The organism is Bradyrhizobium pachyrhizi (genome assembly GCF_029714545.1).
Classification (GTDB): domain Bacteria; phylum Pseudomonadota; class Alphaproteobacteria; order Rhizobiales; family Xanthobacteraceae; genus Bradyrhizobium; species Bradyrhizobium pachyrhizi.
In genome coordinates this window covers 3,770,845-3,793,746 of sequence record NZ_CP121667.1, presented here as the reverse complement: position 1 = coordinate 3,793,746, position 22,902 = coordinate 3,770,845, and the positions used below count along the sequence as shown (strand labels likewise).

General features: G+C 65.8%; 21 protein-coding genes. 4 read left to right on the top strand and 17 right to left on the bottom strand.

All coding sequences use genetic code 11. The annotated features are described in order from the left end of the window. Positions 1 to 34: 34 nt before the first annotated feature. Positions 35 to 589 carry a DUF3617 domain-containing protein gene (locus tag QA639_RS17330; protein WP_028331382.1) on the bottom strand — a complete coding sequence of 185 codons (555 nt, stop codon included), beginning with the start codon at positions 587 to 589 and terminating at the stop codon, positions 35 to 37. A gap of 267 nt (positions 590 to 856) precedes the next feature. Next, positions 857 to 1,441 (bottom strand): DUF3617 family protein, encoded by a 585-nt coding sequence (locus tag QA639_RS17325; RefSeq protein ID WP_160321810.1) that lies wholly within the window; start codon positions 1,439 to 1,441, stop codon positions 857 to 859. A gap of 326 nt (positions 1,442 to 1,767) precedes the next feature. On the opposite strand from QA639_RS17325, the gene QA639_RS17320 reads away from it, so the two are divergent. Beyond that, positions 1,768 to 2,142 (top strand): hypothetical protein, encoded by a 375-nt coding sequence (locus QA639_RS17320; RefSeq protein ID WP_028331383.1) that lies wholly within the window; start codon positions 1,768 to 1,770, stop codon positions 2,140 to 2,142. A gap of 62 nt (positions 2,143 to 2,204) precedes the next feature. On the opposite strand, the gene QA639_RS17315 is transcribed toward QA639_RS17320, so the two are convergent. The 5 genes from QA639_RS17315 to QA639_RS17295 all read right to left on the bottom strand — a co-directional run bounded on the left by QA639_RS17315 (position 2,205) and on the right by QA639_RS17295 (position 7,056). Then, a complete protein-coding gene (locus QA639_RS17315; RefSeq protein ID WP_028331384.1) occupies positions 2,205 to 2,468 on the bottom strand; it encodes a hypothetical protein in 264 nt (87 codons plus the stop codon). A 97-nt stretch (positions 2,469 to 2,565) separates the two neighbouring features. Beyond that, positions 2,566 to 3,336: an SDR family NAD(P)-dependent oxidoreductase gene (locus tag QA639_RS17310; protein ID WP_038377076.1), complete on the bottom strand. Its 771-nt coding sequence runs from the start codon at positions 3,334 to 3,336 to the stop codon at positions 2,566 to 2,568. A gap of 53 nt (positions 3,337 to 3,389) precedes the next feature. Next, entirely contained in the window at positions 3,390 to 4,187 is a 798-nt protein-coding gene (locus tag QA639_RS17305; RefSeq protein ID WP_050386915.1) for an SDR family oxidoreductase, read from the bottom strand. Further along, positions 4,187 to 5,575, bottom strand: a complete 1,389-nt coding sequence (locus QA639_RS17300; protein WP_050386916.1) for a transaminase — start codon at positions 5,573 to 5,575, stop codon at positions 4,187 to 4,189. The genes QA639_RS17305 and QA639_RS17300 overlap by 1 nt, the downstream gene beginning before the upstream one ends. Beyond that, on the bottom strand, positions 5,572 to 7,056 hold the full coding sequence (locus tag QA639_RS17295) for an aldehyde dehydrogenase (protein WP_050386917.1): 1,485 nt from the start codon (positions 7,054 to 7,056) through the stop codon (positions 5,572 to 5,574). The genes QA639_RS17300 and QA639_RS17295 overlap by 4 nt, the downstream gene beginning before the upstream one ends. Positions 7,057 to 7,273: 217 nt before the next feature. Here QA639_RS17295 and QA639_RS17290 point away from each other — a divergent pair, with 217 nt between their 5' ends. The 3 genes from QA639_RS17290 to QA639_RS17280 all read left to right on the top strand — a co-directional run bounded on the left by QA639_RS17290 (position 7,274) and on the right by QA639_RS17280 (position 10,663). Then, the gene (locus tag QA639_RS17290) at positions 7,274 to 8,536 is read left to right on the top strand and encodes a Tm-1-like ATP-binding domain-containing protein (protein WP_050386918.1); all 1,263 of its coding nucleotides are present in this window, start codon (positions 7,274 to 7,276) and stop codon (positions 8,534 to 8,536) included. Next, positions 8,533 to 9,198 carry an HAD family hydrolase gene (locus QA639_RS17285; protein ID WP_283090306.1) on the top strand — a complete coding sequence of 222 codons (666 nt, stop codon included), beginning with the start codon at positions 8,533 to 8,535 and terminating at the stop codon, positions 9,196 to 9,198. The genes QA639_RS17290 and QA639_RS17285 overlap by 4 nt, the downstream gene beginning before the upstream one ends. 112 nt (positions 9,199 to 9,310) lie before the next feature. Next, positions 9,311 to 10,663 (top strand): aminotransferase class III-fold pyridoxal phosphate-dependent enzyme, encoded by a 1,353-nt coding sequence (locus QA639_RS17280; protein ID WP_283090305.1) that lies wholly within the window; start codon positions 9,311 to 9,313, stop codon positions 10,661 to 10,663. Here the strand turns inward: QA639_RS17280 and QA639_RS17275 are convergent. From QA639_RS17275 to QA639_RS17230, 10 genes are all read right to left on the bottom strand, one after another. Next, the gene (locus QA639_RS17275) at positions 10,649 to 10,966 is read right to left on the bottom strand and encodes a hypothetical protein (protein WP_283090304.1); all 318 of its coding nucleotides are present in this window, start codon (positions 10,964 to 10,966) and stop codon (positions 10,649 to 10,651) included. The genes QA639_RS17280 and QA639_RS17275 overlap by 15 nt on opposite strands. Next, complete coding sequence (locus tag QA639_RS17270; RefSeq protein ID WP_283090303.1) at positions 10,963 to 12,969, bottom strand: copper amine oxidase; 2,007 nt, start codon at positions 12,967 to 12,969, stop codon at positions 10,963 to 10,965. The genes QA639_RS17275 and QA639_RS17270 overlap by 4 nt, the downstream gene beginning before the upstream one ends. Positions 12,970 to 13,034: 65 nt before the next feature. Then, positions 13,035 to 14,033 carry a branched-chain amino acid ABC transporter permease gene (locus QA639_RS17265; protein ID WP_283090302.1) on the bottom strand — a complete coding sequence of 333 codons (999 nt, stop codon included), beginning with the start codon at positions 14,031 to 14,033 and terminating at the stop codon, positions 13,035 to 13,037. Positions 14,034 to 14,059: 26 nt separating this feature from the next. Then, positions 14,060 to 14,926: a branched-chain amino acid ABC transporter permease gene (locus tag QA639_RS17260; protein ID WP_283090301.1), complete on the bottom strand. Its 867-nt coding sequence runs from the start codon at positions 14,924 to 14,926 to the stop codon at positions 14,060 to 14,062. A gap of 17 nt (positions 14,927 to 14,943) precedes the next feature. Then, a complete protein-coding gene (locus QA639_RS17255) occupies positions 14,944 to 15,642 on the bottom strand; it encodes an ABC transporter ATP-binding protein (RefSeq protein WP_283090300.1) in 699 nt (232 codons plus the stop codon). Continuing rightward, positions 15,629 to 16,360 carry an ABC transporter ATP-binding protein gene (locus QA639_RS17250; RefSeq protein WP_028331397.1) on the bottom strand — a complete coding sequence of 244 codons (732 nt, stop codon included), beginning with the start codon at positions 16,358 to 16,360 and terminating at the stop codon, positions 15,629 to 15,631. Before QA639_RS17250 ends, QA639_RS17255 begins: the two co-directional genes overlap by 14 nt. 1 nt (position 16,361) lies before the next feature. Then, positions 16,362 to 17,675: an ABC transporter substrate-binding protein gene (locus tag QA639_RS17245; RefSeq protein ID WP_283090299.1), complete on the bottom strand. Its 1,314-nt coding sequence runs from the start codon at positions 17,673 to 17,675 to the stop codon at positions 16,362 to 16,364. Positions 17,676 to 17,717: 42 nt separating this feature from the next. Next, positions 17,718 to 18,806, bottom strand: a complete 1,089-nt coding sequence (locus QA639_RS17240; protein ID WP_283090298.1) for a CobW family GTP-binding protein — start codon at positions 18,804 to 18,806, stop codon at positions 17,718 to 17,720. Then, complete coding sequence (locus QA639_RS17235; protein ID WP_028331400.1) at positions 18,806 to 20,473, bottom strand: amidohydrolase; 1,668 nt, start codon at positions 20,471 to 20,473, stop codon at positions 18,806 to 18,808. The genes QA639_RS17240 and QA639_RS17235 overlap by 1 nt, the downstream gene beginning before the upstream one ends. 392 nt (positions 20,474 to 20,865) lie before the next feature. Beyond that, on the bottom strand, positions 20,866 to 22,443 hold the full coding sequence (locus QA639_RS17230; protein WP_283090297.1) for a gamma-glutamyltransferase family protein: 1,578 nt from the start codon (positions 22,441 to 22,443) through the stop codon (positions 20,866 to 20,868). Positions 22,444 to 22,902: the final 459 nt, after the last annotated feature.

Sequence of the window (22,902 nt, the reverse complement as noted above, 5' to 3'; positions counted from 1 at the left end):
GGGCGATCTGAGGCCCGCGCGCCGACCAATCGCCTTACAGCGGCTCGCCCTCGGCTTCGTCCTGCTGCAACGACACCTCGCCCGATGCGGAGGCCGGCTGGCTGAGCGAAGCTCGATCCTCGTGGCAATCGCTGATTCGGCGGGCAACCACCCGGTCGGTCCGCGGCGCCTGACCAACATTGGTCTTGTTGACCTCGGTATAGGCCTCGTCGCTGAGAACCGTGATGACGGTGCTGACCGGCCCGAGATAGTCGCAGCGGTTGGAGAAGACGTATTTGTTGTTGATCTTTTCCGGCCGCGAAGAGTGGCAATTTCCAACGGACGGAGATGAGAAGGTCGCCTTCATCGCCTGCGTCGGATCGACACAGCGCGTCATTTCGCGCTCGAGCAGCGTTTGCCGGACGTTCGAGGACGTGGCGATTTCCAGCGTCCGCACGAAGCGCCACATTCCTTTTCGGAAGGTCGGCCCGCTGAATCCCTCCTCCGCCATGGCGCTCGGGGAGGCGAGCACGAACACGGAAAGCGCGGTCACGACGCCAAGCGCGGACGCGAAGATCTTCGACGGGGCGAAGCCCTCACGCGATGTCATTTATTGAATCCCTAATCGGCCGATTGACGCGGATCGCGTGACTTCGCTTGAAGCACGTCCAACCTCACATCATTCAGGAGCATTTCGTGTTAAGACCCCGTAAATGCTTGGTCTTTGCTCGAAGCTCTCTCGAGCTCTTGCGCCAAACACGGTGAATGCCTGGTTGCTTCCAGGCCGGGGCAGCTTCGGCGCGAAAGGAAGCGCAGCGTCCGCGCCGTCGGGGACGAATGGACGCCTCGTCCGCCGCCACCCGCCGTCGATTGCCAACTAATGCTGCAAAGCCGCCGCAGCGGACTTGTCAGCCTTGGCCTCAGACTTGGCCTCAATCCTGGCCGCGCTACCGTCGTCGCAGTCGCCGATCCTTGTCGCGACGACCGTGTCGGTCCGGGGATGCTCTCCGGTGCTGATCTCGTTCAGCTCGGTATAGGCCTCGTCGCTGCGCACGGTGATGACGGTGCTGACCGTCCCCATGTAATCGCAGCGGTGTCCGAAGGTGTATTGATTACCGACCTTCTCCGGCTTGTCCGAGACGCAGCTTCCGATCGATCCCGAGGCAAAGGTCGCCTTCATGGCGTGGGTCGGGTCGACGCAGCGCGTCGTCTCCGCGTTGACCACCCGATACTTGAAGTTTTTGTTGGCGGTCCTGACCACATCGAGCGTTCGCACGAAGCGCCACAGACCTTTGCGGAAGCTCGGGCCAGAAAAGGCTTGATCGCCCTGAGCCGGCGCTGCCGCCGCTGCCCGGCCGTTCGCCGGTTGAGGAGCCTGAGTCTGCGCATGAGCTGCCAACGCAGGCAATGAGACAATCATCAGGGCCAGTAGCGAACGTGCAATGCCACCACGGAAGTCCATTCCCACCCCCGATGTCCGTCCGAATGCGTTCGTGATGCGATCCGGTCAGCTCATTGAAGCAATCTCCGGAACACGACTCAATACATCACACCACTTGCAGGCCAATTGTGGCCGGTAAAGGTGCATTAACGCTACCGGGCAGCTTGCAGCCGAATTCAGACCCACTGCAGCAAACTTGCAACACCTGACACGCCATTCGCGATGGCGCCGGCGGATCTCCCCCACCGCAATGGGCAGAGAGGTTTGACCTCAGAGTTTTTTTTTGCTCATTTAGCGCGAGATATTTTCTTCAATTACTTAGCCTATCGCTGGACGAGGGGGCACTGATGCGTATTCGGTTTGGCTACACGGTCGCGGGCATTTTGGCGTTGGGTGCAATGTCGTTCGGCAACTCCGGGCCGGCGGGGGCGGCGGACCTTGGCCTGGTCACAAAAGCACCGGTCGGCACCTGCACCGAGATCGTCTTCACCTGCGAGAACGGCCATCAATATCCGCTGTGCCCCCGCGCCGTGTCGGTCGAGGGCGAAGTGGTCACGGCCTCCCTGCTCACCGGCCGTGGCGGCATCCATGTGCGGCACGTTCCGATGGGCGTCGGCTATCGCTATGCGGGCCGCGGCGTCTGGCTGGACGGCTTCCGGGAAAACGCGCTGCTCAACTTCGGCAAGCGCCACCAGGTGGCGTGCACCATCGCGCATTCATGAGCGCGCGCTCTGCGTCGCTCCAATGGGCGTGACGCAGAGCACCTCAAGCAGCCGAACTCTCCTCACCCCTTGGTGCGGAGCACGACGCGCGACGAGCGCGAGAACATATACGCCTTCGGATTGACGTAGACCGGGCAGTAGTCCTGCCACTGGTACAGCTGCCAATTCCATTTCCAGCAGCCCGATGCGATCTGGGGCTCTTGCACGTAGTCCAGCCGGTACGGCGGATCGCCAAACGGATAGTAGTCGCCGCATCGCGCCGCCGTCGAAGACAGAACGACGATTGAAGCGGCCGCGGCAATGATCACAGAAAATGACTTGTTCATAACGCCCCTCGATCGAATGACGTGACCGCGCGAGAGTGCCAAATCCGCCGGTCGTTATCAAGGTGGGGGCCGCCTGCCCCCAACGCCAACCGGCCGTCTACACCGCGCGATTCTGCGTCGGCGCGCGGCCGCCGCCATCGGCGACCAGCACTGCACCCGTCACGAAGGACGCCTCGTCGGAGGCCAGGAACAGGCAGCACGCGGCGATCTCGGCGGGCTCGGCCATCCGTCCCAGGGCAATGCGTCGTTCGACGCCGCGAATCTCGGCATCGACGGTGGTGCCGTTTTGGCCCGCGAGCAGCTGCATTTCTTGGGCGCTCATCGGCGTGCGCACCCAGCCCGGTGCCACCGCATTGGAGCGGATGCCGTCGGCGCCGTGCGCGTAGGCCAGCGAGCGCGTATAGGCGACGACGGCCGCCTTGCTGGCGGCGTAGCTTGCGCTGTCCGGGCTGGCATTGAATGCCGCAACCGAGGCGACGTTCACGATCGCGCCGCCGCGCTGCCGGAGCAGCGGCAGGGACGCGCGACAGACACGCATCGTCCCCGTGAGGTTGACGTCAAGCGTTTTGGCCCACACCTCGTCGGAGACGCTGGCCGGCTGATCCGGCACGATCAGGCCGGCGGCGTTGACCACGATGTCGAGCCACGCTCCGCAGGCGGTGACGGCCTTTGCGATGTCGTCCGGCCGGGTGACGTCACCATGGATTGCCTGCCCGCCGCACTTCACTGCTGCGGCCTGCAGCTCGGCGTCGCCGAGGCCGAACAGCACGACGCGCGCGCCGCTCAACGCCAGCAGCGCCGCCGTCGCCCGACCGATCCCCGTGGCCGCGCCGGTCACCAGCGCCGTCTTTCCGTCGAGCCGCGGCATCAGGGCATGATCCGGAAAAGTGGAAACCGGTTTTCCGAGAAGATCATGCTCATCTAGACTCCCCACTGCCGTTCGACGGCAAATCCGGTCTCCGGCAGCGTCGAGCCGCCGTCGACGACGATGGTCTGCCCGGTGACATATTTGGCCTCGGCGGAGGCGAGATAGAGCATCGCGCAGGCGATGTCGTCTGCGCTGCCCATTTGCCCCATCGGGATAAAACGCTCGAGCTTCGCCTTGTTCTCCGGCGCGCTCATGGTGCCGCGGCCTGGCTTTTCGATGAAGCCGGCCTCGACGCCGTTGACCGTGATGCCGTCGCGCGCGAGCTCGAAGGCGGCGCCGCGGATGAATGCGTTGACGCCGGCTTTCGCCGCCGAGTAATGCGCGCCGCCGCCCATCGCGACGCGCGCTGAGACCGAGGATGTCACGAGGATGCGCCCGAACCTGACGGCACGCATGTGCGGAATTGCGGCCTGCGCGAGCCAGATGCTGGCGTTGAGGTTCAGCGCCAGCGTATCCTCGAGCTTCGCTTCATCGAGCTCCTCAAGCGATGACCACGGGCAACCGCCGGCATTGTGCACGACGATATCGAGCCGGCCGTATTTGGCGGCGACACTGTCAATCATCGCCCGCAAGCTGCCGCGATCGAGCCGGTCGAACGGAAAGCAATGCGCCGCCCGTCCATCGGCCACGAGTTCGCGCGCCAATGCCTCGGCCACATCAAGAGTCCGGTTGGCGATCACCACGGTCGCGCCCGCCTGGGCGAACCTTCTCACGATGGCGGCGCCGATCCCCCTGCCCCCGCCGGTGACGATCGCGATGCGGCCGCCAAGATTGAACGGAGGCGCCTGCATCAGATCGCTCCCGCGCCGCGCAGCAAGTCGATGAACTGCGCCAACACCCCCGTGTGCGTGTCGACGTCGCGCGCGGACGTCGCCGGACACATCAGCAGCATGGTGTGGAACGGGGTCACCAGAAGGCCCTCGTTGATGTAGAACGCATGCAGCAAGGTCTCGAGATCGGGTTGCCGGCCAGCAATGACGTCGGCGCCGCTGCGTGGCGGCTGCGGCATGAACATGATCTCAGCGCGCGCGCCGATCTGCGTGACGTGCCAGGGCAGACCGGCCGCCGCGATCAGGCGGCGCGCTTCCTGCGCGAGCCAGGTCGCGGTTCCGATCATCCGCTCGTAGTTCGCAGAGGTCAGCACCTTCTCCAGCACCGCGCGCATGGTCGCGACCGTCAGCGCGTTGCCGGCAAGTGTTCCGCCGAATCCGAGATGCGCCGACTGCCGTTCCCGCGGATTGACGTGGGGGACGATCTTCCAGAGCCGCTCCGCGATCTCCTGGCTGAGCCCGAACACGCCGGCGGGGATGCCGCCCGCGATCGCCTTGCCCGCAACGAAAATGTCGGGCTCGAGCCCATGGCTCTTCATGTAGCCGCCCGGTCCGCAGGACAGCGTGTGGGTCTCGTCGATGATGAGGACGGTGCCGGCGCGGCGGGTCAGCTCTCGCAACGCCTGGTGAAAACCAGGATCGACCGGGATCATGCCGAAATTCGTCATCAGCGGCTCGGTCAGCACGCAGGCGACGTCGCCATGCGCAAGCGCCGCCTCGAGGCCCGCGACATCGTTGAACTCGACGACCCTGCTCACCGCATCATGATCGATGCCGTTCGGATGGATCATGTTGCGCAGGCCGACCCGGCCGTCGCGGATCTCGACATGCGCCTCCTCGACGCCGCCATGGTAGCAGCCGGAGAACACCAGCACCTTGCGCCGGCCGGTGATCATGCGCGAGATGCGGATCGCGGCACGGTTGGCGTCGGTCGCCGACGTCGTCAGCGTCCAGTATTTCGGGCCGAAGCGTCGCGACAGTTCGGCGCCGACCCAGATACTGTCTTCCGTCGGCAGCATCATGGTCGCGCCACGCTTGAGCTGAGCGAGCGCCGCCTCAGTGACCGCCTCGGGCGCGTGGCCGCACATGCCGCCGGTGTCGCCAAGGCAGAAATCGATGTAGTCGCGTCCGTCGATGTCCCTGATATGCGCGCCCTGCGCCTCCTCGGCATAAACCGGGAAGCCGCCGGCCCAGCGCCGCATCCAGTGCGACGGGCCGCCGTAAAGGTAGTGCTCCGTTCCCTCCTGCCAGGCCGCGGCTGAGCGCGGATGCAGCGCGCGAAAGCGCTCCTGCTCGGCATCGAGCAATCGGTTCAGAACGCCGGCGCGTTCGGCAGCCAAAGATGTCATAGCGCGATCCAGGCGGTCTTGAGGTCGGTATAGGCGTCGAGCGCGTGCAGCGACTTGTCGCGTCCGAAGCCTGATTGCTTGAAGCCGCCGAGCGGCACCGTGATGTCGGCGCCGCCATAGGCGTTGACGTGCACGACGCCGGCCTTGATGGCGCGCACCATGCGATGCGCCGTCGACAGACTTGCGGTCCACACCGCCGACGCAAGTCCATAGGGGGTCGCATTGGCGAGCGCTGTGGCATCTTCCTCGCCCTCGAACCGCGTCACTGCCAGCACCGGGCCGAACACTTCCTCGCGCCAGACCTGCATCGACGGCGTCACGTCGGTGAGGATCGTAGGCGCCATGAAGTTGCCGCCGCTCTCGACGCGGATCTGCTCGCCGCCGATCAGCCGCTTCGCGCCCTGCGCTTCCGCATGGGCAACGGCATCCAGGTTCTTGCGCAACTGCGGCTTGCTCGCGATGGCGCCGATATCCGAGGTCAGTTCGAGGGGATCACCGACGCGGAGCTTGGCGGTTGCGTCGCGCAGTTCGGCCATGAAGCGATCATAGATCGCGGACTGCACCAAGAGCCGCGATCCGGCCACGCAGACCTGGCCGGAGTTTCGGAAGATGCCGTTCGCCGAGACCTTGGCCGCATGCTTGATATCGGGCGCATCGGCGAACACGATGTTGGGCGACTTGCCGCCAAGCTCGAGATGGACGCGCTTCAGGTTCGATCGCGCCGAGCATTCCAGGAGACGCCGGCCCACCGCGCCCGAGCCAGTGAAAGCGAGCACATCGACATCCATGTGCAGCGCAAGCGCCTCGCCGGCGGATGCGCCGCGGCCGGTGACGACGTTGAGCACGTCGTCGGGCAACCCCGCCTCGGTCGCGAGCTCGGCAAGTCGCAACAGCGTCAGCGACGCCAGCTCCGGCGGCTTGACCACGACCGAGTTTCCGGCGGCAAGCGCCGGGCCGATCTTCCACGCTCCGATCATCAGCGGGAAATTCCACGGCACGATCACGCCGACGACACCAAGCGGCTCGCGATGCACGAGCCCGAGCACATCACCTGAGGTCGGGGCGATCTCGCCATAGACCTTGTCGATCGCCTCGGCGTAGTAACGGATGGTGCCGGCGACCGAGAGCGGCTCGGCCTTATAGGCCATGCTAATCTCGGTGCCATTGTCGCGCACGCCGAGCACCGCAATCTCGAGCGCGTGCCGCTCGATGAGATCGGCGAACCGCAGCAACACCTTCTTGCGCTGCGCCGGCGCCGCGCGTGACCAGCTGCCCTGCTCGAAGGCCTGCCGCGCGTGTCTCACTGCGGCGTCGACATCGGCCACGTCGCCGTCAGCGATGCTGGTTAATACCTGGCCGTCGATCGGCGACACGACATCAAGCCGCGCCTCGCTGATCGCCGGCGCCGGCCGGCCGCCGATGAAGAGCTGCTGGGCCGGAATGACGGCCGCGCGTAGTCGATCGATCTGGGCTTGCTGCATGCGAGATAATTGTGACAATGACAAAAGCGGCTTCCGAGCGAGACCGCTGGCACGGCGCAATCCTCGCCAAATCAAGGCCTTGGCAGCAATCAACCGATAGGTGGATGTCACGGCAAGGCGCGTCCCCATAGCGTGATCGCACGATGGCCGAGCGCTCCGCCTGCGTTATGCAAACCGGTTGTCACCATCCCTTACGCCTGCCGGTGAGCCCAAGGTCATGCCTGAGATGACGCAGCCCCGCATTCTCCTGATCGGAACGGGAGACACCAAGGCCGACGAACTGCTGTTCATGAGCGAGTGCATCGCGCGCGCCGGTGGCCGAACCATCATGATGGACATCAGCGTGCTCGGCGATCCGCCGTACCGGCCCGCACATGACAAGCACGCGGTGGCGGCGGCCGCACAAACCACGATCGAGGCGATCGCATCGAGCGGCGACGAGAATTCCGCGATGTCACTGATGGCGGTTGGCGCCGCCAATCTGGCGCGCGCGCTCGCGGAGCGCGATGCCATCGACGGCGCGATCGCGATCGGCGGCACGATGGGCACCGACCTTGCGCTCGACGTCGCGCAGGCGCTGCCGCTCGGCCTGCCGAAGCTGATCGTCTCGACCGTCGCCTTCTCGCATCTGATCCCGCCCGAGCGCGTCGCCGCCGATCTGATGATGATCCTGTGGGCCGGCGGTCTCTACGGCCTCAACGGCACCTGCACCGCCGTGCTGTCGCAAGCCTGCGGCGCGATCGTCGGCGCCGCCAGAAGCGCAATCAGGCCGCGCAAGGACCGGCCGGTCGTTGCGATCACCTCGCTCGGCAAGAGCTGCCTGCACTACATGGTCGAGCTCAAGCCGCAGCTCGAACGGCGCGGCTACGAGGTCGTCGTCTTCCACACCACCGGCATGGGCGGCCGCGCGATGGAATCGATCGCCGCGCAAGGTGGCTTCGCCGCGGTGCTGGACCTCAGCTTGCAGGAGGTCGCCAACCAGCTCACCGGCTCGGTGGTCAATTCCGGCGCTGACAGGCTTGAGAACGCAGGAAGAGCCGGCATTCCACAGATCGTCGCGCCCGGGGCGATCGACATGGTGGATTTCCCGGCATGGCTTGGGGTTCCGAACGAGCTGTCGGATCGCCCGTTCCACGCGCATAACCGGCTGCTTGCGTCGGCAACGTCGGGATCCACTGATCGCCAACGGATCGCACGCGCGATCGCCGAGAAACTGTCCCAGGCCAACGCTCCCGTTGCCTTCGTGCTGCCCACCGGCGGCATCCAGCAATGGGATCGCGAAGGCGAAACCTTGCACGATCCTGACGCCCTCGCCGCCTTCGTCGAAGCCATGCGGTCGGCGATCAGGGCGCCGGTCGAGCTGCACGAGATCAAGGATCACATCAACAGCGCCGCATTCAACGAAACAGTGCTCGGCATCTTCGACCGATGGGTCGCTGCCGGCATTGTCCCTCGCGGCCGCACCACGGTTGCCGCATGAGGAGGCCGCGTGCCCAGGCGCTGGTGCTCGACTTCGGCGGGGTGATCTCGAAGACATTGTTCGAGACCCACGACCTGACCGAGCGCACGCTCGGACTCGCCCCATGCACACTGAAATGGCTCGGACCGTTCGCGCCCGACAGCGATCCGCTCTGGACTTCCATGCAGCGTGGCGAAATTTCTGAGCGCGACTACTGGCTGACCCGCAGCCGCGAGGTCGGGCGCCTGGTCGGCGAGGACTGGCGCGACATGGAGACCTTCGTGAAACGCGCGCGTGGCGCCGATCCCGACACCGTGATCCGCCCCGAGGCAGCGCGCGCGATCACCCTCGCCGCCGATGCCGGGTTCCGCCTCGCCATCCTGTCGAACGAGCTCGACCTGTTCTACGGCGCCGATTTCCGCAGCCGTCTCTCCATCCTCAAGCGCTTCGACACCATCGTCGATGCCACGCATACCGGGATCCTGAAGCCCGACCCCCGCGCCTATCAAAGCGTGCTGGACGAACTGGCGCTGGAGGCAGACAATTGCGTCTTCGTCGACGACCAGCGCCGCAACATCGCAGGCGCCGCCGCGTGCAACATGCGCACGGTGCTGTTCGATGTGCGCAATCCTGCCGCGTCCTACGGCGAGGCGCTGCGGCATTTCGGGCTGCGATTCGACTAAAGCGTTTTCGAGCGAAGCGGGTACCGGTTCGAAAACGCGTCAAAACCAGAATCTGGAGCCCCGTTCCGATTCCATCGAAACGGAACAGGCTCCAGCCGGACAGAGGGCGACCATGCGCGACAGAAACTTCCTGGTTGAGAACAACGCCAAGCCGATCTGGCACCCGATGGCCCATCCTGCCGAGATGCGAGCGCAGCCGCCGCGGATCGTGATGAAGGGCGAAGGCGTCGAAGTCACCGATATCGACGGCAAGACCGTAATCGATGCGGTCGGCGGATTGTGGAATGTCAATCTCGGCTACAGCTGCGATCCGATCAAGCAGGCGATCGCGGACCAGCTCAGCGCGCTGCCGTACTATTCGGGCTTTCGCGGTACCTCATCCGGCCCCTCGATCGAGCTCGCCTACGAGCTCACCGAATGGTTCAAGCCGGAAGGCATGGTGCGCGCTTTCTTCACCTCGGGCGGCTCGGACTCGGTCGAGACCGCGCTGCGGCTCGCGCGGCAATACTGGAAGATCAAGGGCCAGGCCGACCGCACCAAGTTCCTGGCGCTGAAGAAGGGCTATCACGGCACCCATTTCGGTGGCGCCTCCGTCAACGGCAACGCCAATTTCCGCCGCAACTACGAGCCGATGCTGCCCGGCGTGTTCCATATCCCCGCGCCGTCGACCTACCGCAATCCCTTCAACGAGACCGATGCAGCAAAACTCGCGCAGCTATGCGCAGCGGCGATGGAGGAGGAGATCGCATTCCAGGGCGCCGACACCATCGCGGCCTTCATCATGGAGCCGGTGTTAGGGGCCGGCGGCGTGATCGTGCCGCCGGACAGCTTCATGAAGCTGGCGCGCGAGATCTGCGACGGTCACGGCATCCTGATGATCGCGGACGAGGTCGTCACCGGTTTCGGGCGCACCGGCGCATGGTCGGGTTCGCGGCTCTGGGGCGTAAAGCCCGACATGATGACGATGGCCAAGGCGATCACCTCGGGCTATTTCCCGCTCGGCGCGACGCTGATCGGCGAGCAGGTCACGGAAGCCTTCGAGGCCGACACGACCGCGTTCGGCTCGATCGGCCATGGCTACACCTATTCCGGCCATCCGGTCGGCTGCGCCGCGGGCCTTGCGGCGCTCGCCGAGACTCGCCGCCTCAAGCTCGACGAGAATGCCGCCGCGCGCGGCGAGGACCTTGCGCGGGCGCTTGCGGCGCTCAAGGCAAAGCATGCGCTGGTCGGCGACGTCAGAGGCAAGGGTTTGATGGCCGCACTCGAGCTGGTCGCTGATCGCGACAGCAAGAAGGCCGCCGACAAGAAGACGATGGCGAAGGTTGCCGATGCCGCCTACGAGGCCGGCGTGATGCTGCGCGTCTCCGGCAACAACCTGATCCTGTCCCCGCCCCTGATCCTGACGTCGGCCGACGTGAGGCGGATCGCCGAAGGGATCGACGCCGGGCTCTCAGCGGCTACCTGACAGCGCGCCGACGCAAGCCATGGCGCGCTCGAACAGCGCACCATCCGCCTTGTCGCGGTCGAGGCACTCGGCCAGCGATACGGCTGACATCCGCTGGTCGGCGCAGAAGATGCGCATGAAGTCGGCCGCGAGCGCGACCTTGCGCGGCGCGGACTGTCGTTCCCAATCGTTGCTGCTCAGATAGAGCAAGGACGTATCGTCAACGCTGCTCTCGGCCGTCGCGCCGGCAACAGCCGGCTCTGCCGCCAATAGCGCCAGCAGCGCGCCGGCCACCGCTCCGATGCAATGCACGCGGCCGCTCATTTCGTCTCCCTGGCATTCACCATCGGCGGCACGTCGAGCGCGGGATTGCGATCGAAGAAGTTGAACGGACGCAGCCGGAAGCCATGCCACAGGCCCGGCATGACCGGCCAATCCTCAGCGCGCGGCACGTGGCGGAAGCCGACTGTGTACCACAGCACGAGGTCGCGGTCCTCGATGGGCCGCTTCGCCGCCGTCCATTTCGGCAGGCCGTCGACCTCGGGGTTTCCGTTCGGATACATGCCCGCGGCGTAGCGCTCGTCCTTGGCGTAGGCCGAGGTCCACAGCGTGTAGGCGCTGAAACCGGCGCGCAGCTGGATCGGATCGTCCTTGGCGAGCAGCGAGACGTCGGAGTGACCGGGCATCAGCTGATAGCTCGTGCGATAGCCGCGGCCGTTGGTCTTGCCTGTGCTCTCGATCCTGAACTGCGCCGCGTTCAGCGGCATGGTGATCGGACCTTCGGTCGCAACCGGCCTGGTGTCGACCTGCCAGAGGCTCTTGCGCTGGCCCTGCTCCAGCCGGCGGACATTGAAGCGATCCTCGACCAGCCGGTTCGAGGTGCCGTCGACGTCCATGTCGATCCGGAACGTCATGTAGTGATCGTGATTGACCGCGAGCAGCCGTTCCTCGACCAGCGTCCCAAAGGCGGTGTCCTGCGTAGCCGTCGGGTCGCTCAGTGTCTTGCTCGCGACGCCCTTGGTCGCATCGATGCCGTAGGCGCCGAGCCGCACATCGATATTGCCGGCACGGTCGAACACGTAGTCCACCAGATAGTCGTAATTGCCGACCACCGGCGCCATCCGCACCACCAGCTCGTTGTTCGGCCGCACCTCGGCGGTGTTGTTGATCAGCTCGCTGTGGCGCCAGATTGGATCGCCGGTCGGGCGCTCGAAGATGCAGACCGCGCCTTTGGAAACGACCGGCGCACCCTTGGTATCCGAGATCGTCAGGTCGAGATAATGCGCGCCTTCGGGACAATCCACGCCGCGCTGCAATTCGCTGGAAAGCACGCCAAAGCCGTACTCGCCGATGTCCATATAGGCGCGGAACGACCAGGTCGGCGCCGGGTCCATGTAGGGCACGAACATCTCGCTCGCCGATATCTGATAGGCGATGTCGCGGAGCGTGCCGTGGTCATCGTAGCGAATCAGCGACAGCACGGCGCCGACGCGCGGCTCGAGACGGACATGGAATGACCAGTTGTCCCAGCGGACCTGGCCGCCCTCCACCTTCACGTTGCTGCCTTCAGGCGCTGCGATTTCGATCGGCTTCGGTGGCTTGCGATATGTTCCGGAGTCGGCATAGGCGTGCGAGGGCGTCTGCGGCGGTGGCGGCACCACGCCGAGATCGGTCACCGACAGCACCGTTTTGCTCTTGAGATCGACCTGGGCGAACAGGTTCTCGATCGGCTTGCCCCAGAGATTGTTGGCGGCGCCCGCGGTGTCGACACAGGGAACGTTGAGCAGGCGGCGGCCTTTCAACGCCGGATCGGTCACTGGACCCACGGTCAGCGGCAGGCACAGCACGTTGCGGAAATCGGTGATGCCGCGCTTGGCCATCGCGGCGATCCAGCGCGGGTCCTGCTTCGGCAGATCGCCGGCGGAGATCAGCTCGTCGATGGTCAGCGCAGCCTCATGATCCCTGACTTCCTGCCAGCCGAGCAGGCTGCGCGCGGCGAGATCGACAATGGCCTCGTAGAGATGCCCGCCGATCAGCAGCGTCGCGCTGGCCCGGCGCGTGAAGGGCTGTCCGGGCTTCCACGCCCGCACCTCGTCCTTGGGATCCTCCTCGACCGACATCGAGACGACTCGCGCCGAATCGTCGAGCTTGCCGGCGCTGCGCAGGCTATCGGAGACCGAGCGGATTTCGTCGGTGGTGAGCCCGTCCATCGGGTGCGTTGCGGCCGCCTGCGGCCACATCCGGCGCTCGGCCTGCGCCGGCAGCGGCGCCGCCAATGTCGCGACCATCAGACCGGCTACTACGCCATGCCGGGATATCAGAGCCATTCCGCCCTCCACTCAAAGCCAGAACTGTCAGAATACAAGCAACGGTGGCGACGTGAAGGCCCGCTTCATCCGGTAACCTGTTCCGACGCCGTCGGCAGGATCGCGGCCGCGGCCGGGCGTGGTGCGGCGCGGTGTACATCGAGCAGCCGCACGCCGATGCGATCGCGCAAGGCCGGCCAGAGGCCGCGCGGCGCCACGATCATCACCACGACGGCGATGATGCCGAGCCCCACCAGATACCAGCCGCCGGACAGGCCGAGCGGTCCGGTCATCAGCTCGCGCAGGCCGAAGAAGATGATGACGCCGAGGATCGGGCCTTCCAGCGTTCCGATACCACCGATGATCACGATGAACATCATGTAGACGGACCAGTTGACGTCGAAGGCCGCCAACGGCGCGATGAACAGATTGCCCATGAAGCTGAGCGCGCCGGCAAGCCCGCATCCCGCCGCCGAGAGCACGAAGGCGACAAAACGATTATGCCGGACGTCGACGCCGACGCTCATCGCGGCAAGGTCATTGTCGCGCACGCTCATCAGCCCGAGCCCGAAGCTCGAGGTCATCATCCTGTACAGCGCCGCGATGGTCACCAGCGTCAGGCCGCCGGCGAGCCAGAACATCGTCGGCTCGAACCAGTCGAAATCGATCAGCTTGCTGGTCGCGAGCGGCACGCCCGACGTGCCGCCGACGGCCTGCGACTTCATCGTGAACGCGCCGATGATCTCGGCGAACACCCACATCGCGATCGAGAAGTAGGCGTCGCGCAAACGAAACAGCGGAAAGGCGATGATCGCCGCAACGGCGCCCGCCACCAGCGGCGCGACCGGCAGCACCCAGATCGGCGTGACCTCGAGCCAGCCCGAGGTCAGGAACAGCGCATAGGCGCCGAAAGCGATGAAGACCTGGTGGCCGAGTGACACAAGCCCGGCATAGCCCGCCAGCAGGTTCCACATCTGCGCCATCGTCAGCAAGAGCAGGCACTCGGTCGCGAGCCGCAGAAAACCCTCGTTCAGCACCAAGGGCGCGCCGGCAATTGCCGCGACGAGCAAGATGGCAGAGGCCACAAGAATGGGCCGTGTCGGCATCGGAATCACACCCTGCTCGACACGAGACCCGACGGGCGGATCAGCAGCATGATGAAGAACAGGAGGTGCGCATAGAGCAGCCCGGCATTCGGATCGATTTTCAGCCCGATCAATTGCGCCATGCCGAGCGCGATGCCGCCGAGCAGCGCGCCCCAGAACGAGCCGAGCCCGCCGAGCACCACGACCTCGAACGCGATCAAGAGCCGCTCGGCACCCGAGAACGGCGTGAAGCTCGAGCGCACCGCGAGCAGCACGCCACCGATCGCGCCGAGCGCGAGCGACAGGCCCATGACGTAATTATAGACCCGGTCGGGCTTGACCCCGGACAGCCGGACGATGTCCCGGCGGTCGGCCGTGGCGCGCACGATCCGGCCGAACTCGGTATGGCGCAGCACGAGCTGCAGCGCCATGAACAGCAATGCGGCGAGCACCAGGGTGAGCAGCGGCATGATGCCGATGTTCAGCCCGGCGACCTCGAGGCTGGCACGCGACAGCTCGCCGACCTGGAGGCTGCGCACGTCGGCGCCGAACACCTCGACCATCACGTTGCGCAGGATCACCGACACGCCGAAGGTCAGCAGCAGCGGCGAGAGCGGATCGGGCGACGTCACGACGCGGTTGACGATGGCAGCCTGATAGAGCCATCCGACCGCAAAGGACAGCGCGATCACCGGGATCAGCATCAACAGCGGCGACACCTGCGGAAACAGGTTGGCCAGCAGCACGGCGCAGAACGCGCTCAGCACCATGAACTCGCCATGCGCGATGTTGACGACGCGCATCACACCGAACACCAGCGCGAGCCCGATGCCGAGCAGCCCATAGAGCCCGCCAAGCAGGGCCCCGTTGATCAATGTCTCAACGCAGATCATGTCGTTGCCAATCCTGGCTAGTTACCGAAATAGGCGTGCGTCAGCTGCTCCGGCTGCAAGCCTTGCGCCGGGCCGGTCAGCGACACCCGCCCCTTCAACAGGCAATAGATCCGCTCCGAGGTCGCGAGCGCGCGCTTGACGTCCTGCTCGACCAGCACGACGGCGGTGCCCTCGCGGCGGATGTCGGCAAAGGAGCGGTAAATTTGCTCGACCACGACGGGGGCGAGCCCGAGCGAGATCTCGTCGCACAACAGGAGCCGCGGGTTCGACATCAGCGCGCGGCCGATCGCCGCCATCTGCTGCTGGCCGCCGGAGAGCTGGCCTGGAAACATCCGCCGCCGCTCCTCGAGGATCGGAAACAGGTCGAATACCCGCCGCAGGGTCCAGCTGCCTTTGCGCCGGTTGACGCTGCCCATCAAGAGGTTCTCCTCGATCGTCAGCGAGTCGAACAGCAGGCGGCCCTCGGGCACCATGATGAGGCCGAGCCGCGACACCTCTTCGGCCGGCATCTGCGAGATATCGATGCCGTCGAACTGCACCGTGCCGCGACGCTCCTCGTTGAGACCGACCAGCGCCTTCAGGAACGTCGACTTGCCGGCGCCATTGGCGCCCACCAGCGCCACCGCCTCGCCGTCCGCGACGGTGAAGTTCATGTCGAACACGGCTTGCAGATCGCCGTAGAATATCTGCAGGCCGTTCACATCAAGCAATGCCATCGGCCTTCAATCCCATGTAGATCTCGCGCACCACCGCGCTGTCCATGACCTCGGCCGGCGGTCCCTCCAGCACCTTGCGGCCGAAGTCGAGCACCAGAATGCGATCCGACACCGCGCGCAGCGCGTGCGGGATGTGCTCGATCCAGATCGTGGCATGGTCGGCCTTCACCGACTGGATGATGGCAACGAGGCGCTCGACCTCGGGCTCGGTCAGCCCGGCGGCGATCTCGTCGAGCAGGATCAGCTTCGGCTTCGAGGCCAGCGCCTTGGCGAATTCCAGCCGCTTGCGGTCGATCAGCGGCAAGGCGCCGGCGAGCCTGTCCGCCTTGGCGTCGAGCCCGGTGCGCTGCAACACCTCCATGGTCCAGCTCGATGCCGCCTCGCCGGTGAAGCCCGCGCCATAGGATGCCGCGACCAGCGCGTTCTCGTAGACCGACAGATGCGGGAACGGCTGCGGGATCTGGAACGCCCGCCCGAGCCCCATCCGCGCCCGGCGATGCGGCGGCAGGGCTGATATCTCCCTGTCGTCGAGCATGATCGAGCCGCCGTCGGCCGTGAGCAGGCCGACGATCAGGTTCAGCAACGAACTCTTGCCGGCGCCGTTCGGGCCGATCACGCCGAGGCACTCGCCGCGCGCCAGCTCGAAGCTGACATTGTCGGCGACCACGATCTCGCCGAAGCGCTTGGCCAGCCCGCTGACGCGCAGAAGCGGTGCCATCTCAGGCCAGCTTGGAGAGCAGCTGGAGATCGGCTTGCTTCGGGATGAACGGCGCCGTTCCGTTGTGCACGATCAGGAGCTCGTATTTCGACTTGCCGCCCTTGGCCTTGCGCCATTGCCCGCCGGACAGCGAGGTCACCGCGACGTTCTTGATCGGGCTGTCCTTGAACTTGACCCGGCCGACCACGGTCTCCATGTCGAGACCGGCGATCGCATCGCGCAATGAGTTCTTGTCCTTGGGATCGCTGTTCTGCAACGCCGCGAGCCCGACCTCCCACAGCGCATGGGCGTAGCCGATCGGCTGCGTCCACTGCTTGCCGGTGGTCTTTTCCCACTCCGCGGCGAGTTCGGCGGCGCTCTGCCCGGTCAGCGAGGACTTGAATGGATAAGCCGGCGTCCACCACACCTCGGTCGACATGCCGTCGCCGCGATCGCCGAGCGCATTCACCGCGGCCGGGAACAGGAAGGCCGCCGCCACCGTGCAGATCTGCGGCTTGAAACCGGCCTGCGCCGCCTGATTCCACAGCGTCACCCAGTGATTGCTGAAGGTGAAGCCGGAGACGATGTCGACGCCGTTGTTCTTGAACAGCGCGATCTGGTTGGTGAAGTCGTCGGTCGCGATCTGGAATTTGCCGGCCGAGAATTCCTGATAGCCGGCCGCCGAGATGCCTGCCGGCAGGCCGAGCTTCGGATCGGAGAATGCCTGGCCCGGCGGGTTATCGATGTAGAGCGTGCCGACCTTCTTGTTGGTCTCGACCGACTGCCACATGCCCAAGAAATTCTTCGCGACGTCGTCGGCGCCCCAGAAGAAGTGGTAGCTGTAGGGAAAACCCTTGTCCGGCGTCGACTTGCGCGGGAACATCCAGCCCTGCCACGGCACCATGGTCGAGATGGTAGGAATGCCGCGGGCGTCGGCGAGCTCCTGCACCGGCGGCTGGGCGTCGCCGTCCTCGATCAGGATCAGGTCGCACTTTTCACGCAGCACCAGCTCGCTCGCGATCACCGACGATCGATTCGGATCGGATTGATTGTCCTTGAACACCAGCTCGACCTGATAGGTCTTGCCGCCGATCTTCAGACCATCCTTCAGCCGCGCCTTGATGCGCTCATGGATCCAGGGATCGGGCTCGGCGAACTGCGCGCGGACGCCGGAGAGGCAGCCGACCCAGCCGATCTTGATGGTGTTGCCGGCGGCCCGCGCGACATTGACCAGCGGCACGTTCATCGCCGATGCGAGACCGGCGGCACCGGCCACTTTCAGCAGAGTACGCCGGTCGAGCCGGCCTGACGCCGTATTGTTCTTTGTCTCAGTCATGTCCCTCTCCCTCCACAACCAATGAAGATGCCTGACCGCGGCTCACGCAGCCGATCGCTGGATCGCCGCACGGCTCACCGCGGCGAATTTGCACAAGGTGTTTTCGATGATCCGGCGCGGGATGCCGCGCACGATGAAGACGAGCCGCGAGCGCCGGTCCGCCGACGGCCAACCGGCAAGCGTGATCGGCGGATGGAGCACGTGCTGCACGCCGTGCACCACCATGGGCGCATCGGGCTGCTCGGCGACGTGCACGATCGCCTTCAAGCGCAGCAGGTCCTCGCCTCTGAGCGCCGCGACATAGTCGAGCCAGCGCGCGAACGCCTCGTGCTGGATCGGCTCGTCGATGACGAGGCTGTAGGATGACACGCCGGCATCGTGCGCGTGATGGCTGTGGTGGCCGCACGCCTCGCCTTCGCAGTGATGATCCCGGTGATGGTGTGGCGCGTTGGCCGCCTCCGATGCCAGATCGAACCAGCGCACAACATCGGCGGAGCGCGCCGCCGGATCGAACAGCCCGGCATCGAGGACTTTCGCCGGATCGACGATCCCGTTCCGCACGTGTGAGCGCGTTGCGACCGGATTGATCGCCGCAAGCTGCGCATCAAGCCGCACCAGTGCATCACCGGCGGCAAGGTCGGTCTTGGTCACCAGCAGCCGGTCGGCGACCGCGATCTGCCTGACGGCCTCGCCATACGCCGCGAGGGTGTGCGCACCATTAACCGCATCGACGGTCGCCACCACGCCGTCGATCCGGTAGCGGCCGGCGACATCGGGCGCCGTCATCAGCGTGTGCAGCACGGGCACGGGATCGGCGAGCCCGGTGGTCTCGACCAGCACCCGGTGGAACGGCGGGATCGTGCCGTCAGCACGTCGCGACGCAAGGTCAGCCAACGTCTCGATCAGATCCTCGCGCACCGAGCAGCAGATGCAGCCATTGTCGAGCAGCGCCAGGCGGTCCTCGCTGCTCTCGACCAGCAGATGATCCAGCGCCACCTCGCCGAACTCGTTGATGATGGCGACGACGCCATTGAGCTCGGGCTGGCGCAGCAAATGATTCAGCACCGTGGTCTTGCCGCTGCCAAGGAAGCCGGTCAGCACCGTGACCGGGATCTGATCCGCCGTTGCCATCACGCGCCCCGCTCGTAGACCTTGCAGCCCTCGAAGAAGGTCATCTCGACCCGCGTATCGGCCAGTTGATCCGGCGGGATGTCGAAGATCATCTGGTCGAGCACGATCAAATCGGCGGATTTGCCCACCTCGATCGAGCCGATCGACTGGCCGAGGCCGGCCGCGCGCGCGGCATCGATGGTGTAGATGTCGATCACGGTTTTGAGGTCGAGCGCCTGCTCCGCCCACAGCGACTTGCCGGGAAAATCCCCGGTCGGATTCTGCCGCGTCACCATGCCCTCGATGCCCTGCCAGGGATCGGGGATCGGGATCACCGGCCAGTCCGAGCCGCCGGCCATCAGTGCGCCGGCCTCTTTCAGATCCCTGTTGGGCCAGAAGCGCTGCGCGCGCTCCTCGCCCATCGCGGCCTTGTGCGCCTCGAGGAAGATGGTCGGATACCAGATGATCGGCGACAGATCGGCGGCGACACCAAGCTCTGCGAAGCGCTTGATATCGTCGGGTGCGATATAGCTCGCATGCGCGATCTGATGGATCAGATGGGTCGGGCCGTTGAAGCTGCGCACGACATCGATGGCGTCGAGCGCCTGCGTCACCGCGGCATCGCCCGCGCAATGGATCTTCGCGGCAAGGCCGAGCTTCTCGCAGCGCCCGAGCCAGCGGATCAGGTCCGGCACGGTCAGCATGGTCGCGCCGCGGAAGCAGCAGCCGCGCACGGGATCGGTTACATAGGGCTCGTGGAAGGCCGCGGTCTTGGCGCCCGGCACGCCGTCGAGGAACACCTTCACATAGTCGGGCTTCACATGGGCGCCGCGGTAATCCTCGCGCAACGCAAACAGCTCCTCGCCGGCCTTGCCGAACATGAAGCCCGGCTCGACCACCGGCATCGAGCAGACCGCCCAAGCGGTGAGCTCGCCGCGGTCGTCGAGCCCCTTCAGCGCCGCCATGATCGGCTGCATGCTGGCGGCGTCGATGAAGGCGGTGACGCCATAGGCATTCAGCACCGAGATCGAGCGCGCCACCGCCGCGCGGTCCATCTCGGCCGTGTAGTGACCGGAGGCCGCGAGCGCCCGCTCGACCAGGCCGGAGGCAGCCTCGATCATGATTCCGGTGAGCGTTCCGGACTTGAGGTCGCGGCCGATCTCGCCGTCGGTCGGATCAGCCGTGTCGGCCGCAACGCCGGCCAGCCGCAGCGCCGCCGAGCTCGCCCAGCGATTGTGATAGGTGTCGTCGCGCAATACGACGGGATGACCGAGGCAGGCTGCGTCCAGCAGCGCGCAGGACTCTGCGGTGTTCATCTCGTTCAACAGATTGTTGCCGAACTGCCCGCCGACGATCCAGGCGCCCGGCGCAGCCGCTGACGCGGCCTTGTGCAGGGTCTCGGCGATCCTTGGAATGCTGTCGGCGTTGGAGAAGCGCAGCTCGTAGAGATCGGCCTGTCCGCCCATCATGATGTGATTGTGGATGTCGACGATCCCCGGCATCGCCATGCGTCCGCCGAGATCGACGGTCGCCGTCCCCTCGCCGATGAGCGCCGCGACGTCGCGTTCCTCGCCGACAGCGATGAACCGGCCGGCCTTGACGGCCGCGCATGTCGCCCAGGGCTGCCCGCGGTTCGACGTGTAGATTCGGCCGTTGCGGAAGACCGTGTCGGCGAATGTCCTGTTCATACAGATCAAACTTCTCGATTGGGAAAGCCTGGAGCGATCAGCCTCTCACCGTGCGGTGCACAAGGCTGAACCGCGCACGACGCCGGCATGATGGCCAAACGTTCGGCATGTCGGCATTTGGAACAATCCACCGTCCGGTGGATGCTCCGCCGCCTGCGGCGATACGGGCGGCGGCACGGCATAGAGCGACATCACTTTTTTCGAATTGAGCAGCAGGCTCCGCTTCACCTCTCCCGCTTGCGGGGGAAGTCGGCGCGCGCAGCGCGGCGGGTGGGGACTCTCTCCGCAATGTGACTCGCGGAGAGAGCCCCCACCCCGGCCCTCCCCGCAAGCGGGAGAGCGAGGGGCGGCACCGCCCTCGCGGTCGCTCTTCGACGCAATCCCGTATCACTTCAGAAGCCCAGCGCGAGGCCGTCCTTGCGGTGGTCGGAGGCCCCGAACAGAACGCCCCTCGCATGGTCGATGCGGATCGCCTGGCAGCCGCCTATCGGCTCTTCCGAAAACCGCGCATCGTGGCCGCGGGCGCGAAGGTCGTCACGGACTTCAGATGATATCGTCGTCTCCAGCGACAGCGCGCCGTCGAAGGCAAAGGAGCGCGGCGCCTCGGCCGCGGCCTGGATGTCCATCTTCATGTCGAAGATGTTCGACAGCAGATTGGCGTGGCCCGCGGCCTGGTAGTGCCCGCCCATCACGCCGAACGACATCACGGTCTTGCCGTCCTTGCGCAGCAGGCCCGGAATGATCGTATGCATCGGCCGCTTGCGCGGCCCGAGCGAATTGGGATGTCCTGGTTTGGCGCGAAAGCTCCAGCCGCGGTTGTGCAGTAGGATGCCCGATTTCGGCGCGTAGATGCCGCTGCCGAACGGATAGAACAGCGAGTTGATCAGCGAGACGGCGTTGAGATCGCGATCGACCACCGTGACATAGACGGTGTCGCGATGCTCGATATCGTCCCAGGTCACGGGCGCGGACGCGCGGCCCATGTCGATCTTGTCGCGGATTCTCCCTATATAGTCCTCGGCAAGGAATGCGGCCGGATCGACCTTGCTGGTGGCGGGATCGCAAAAGAAGGCATCGCGCGCGCGGTAGGCCGCTTTGGTGGCTTCGGCCAGCAGATGGATGCGATCGGCCTCTCCGAGCTTGCCGACATCGAAGCCGGCAAGCGTCCGCAGGATCATCAGCGCGGGCAGGCCCTGCCCGTTCGGCGGACACTCGATCACGTCGTGGTCGTGGTAGAGCGCCGAGATCGGGCGCACATAGTCGGAGGTCTGGGCGGCGAAATCGTCGCTGCTGTGGGCGCCGCCCAGGGCGCGCAAGATGGCCACCATCTCGTCGGCGGCCTCGCCCGCGTAGAAAGCGTCGCGCCCGCGCTGCGCGATCCGACGAAGGGTGCGGCCGAGCGCGGGTTGCGTACGGATGTCGCCGACCTCAGGCGCCTTGCCACCAGGCAGGAACTGCGCCGCCGCATTGCCGTCGATCTCGATCCGAGCCCGGAAGCGGCGCCAGTCCTCCGCGACGCGCGGCGTCACGCAAAAGCCCCACTCGGCAGCCGCGATCGCCGGCCGGAAGATCTCCTCCAGCGACCTGCTGCCGTGATCGGCGATCAGCCGGCACCACGCATCGACCGCGCCGGGCACGGTGACGGCCTCGGGCGCGGTCGGCGGAATGTCGCGCGCGCTACTTGCGGCAAATTTCTCGGCATCGGTTGCAGCCGGCGTGCGGCCCGAGCCGTTCAGCGCAATCGGCTCGCCGGCGTCAGGTGAATACAGCGCGAAGCAGTCGCCGCCGATCCCGGTCATCTGCGGCTCGACCACGCCCTGCACAGCGACCGCCGCCACCGCGGCATCGACGGCGTTGCCGCCGGCCTTCAGCATCTCGACCGCGGCCAGCGTCGCCTGCGGGTGCGAGGTCGCGGCCATGCCACGCTCCGCAACCGCCACCGAACGGCCGATGGCCATGAAATCGCGCATGTCGTTTCCTTCAATGCTGTGAGCGGCCGCCGCTCGCCAACATTGTCGAAAACGACACCGGTCCTCGCGGAGGACTCTCGTTTGGCCACCGGGCAGGCAGCAATCCACCTAACGGTGGATCGGTAACCACGGACGAGGGTTGTCCCGCCCGACGCTTCTCGGACGCGGCGGATTGATCCGGCGGGCAACCCGGCAAAACCTGTCAAACCTGCACGTGAGGAATTCTTTCGGCCTATCTGAATAGTTGCGTGCTCGGCGGCAATTCTGTGGTGGGTAACTGGTTGCCAAGCCCGGAGCGCGATGGCACGCTGCCATGATCAATTTAGCTCATGTCGATTGCCAATGCCGATGTCATCTCTCAAAGAGTTTCATGGCGCCAGGCGAAGTCGGTTCGGTTGCGGGGCTGGTTGGTTACGCATTGCCTCGTCGCTGGTCTCACTGTCATGCTGCGCCGTCGTT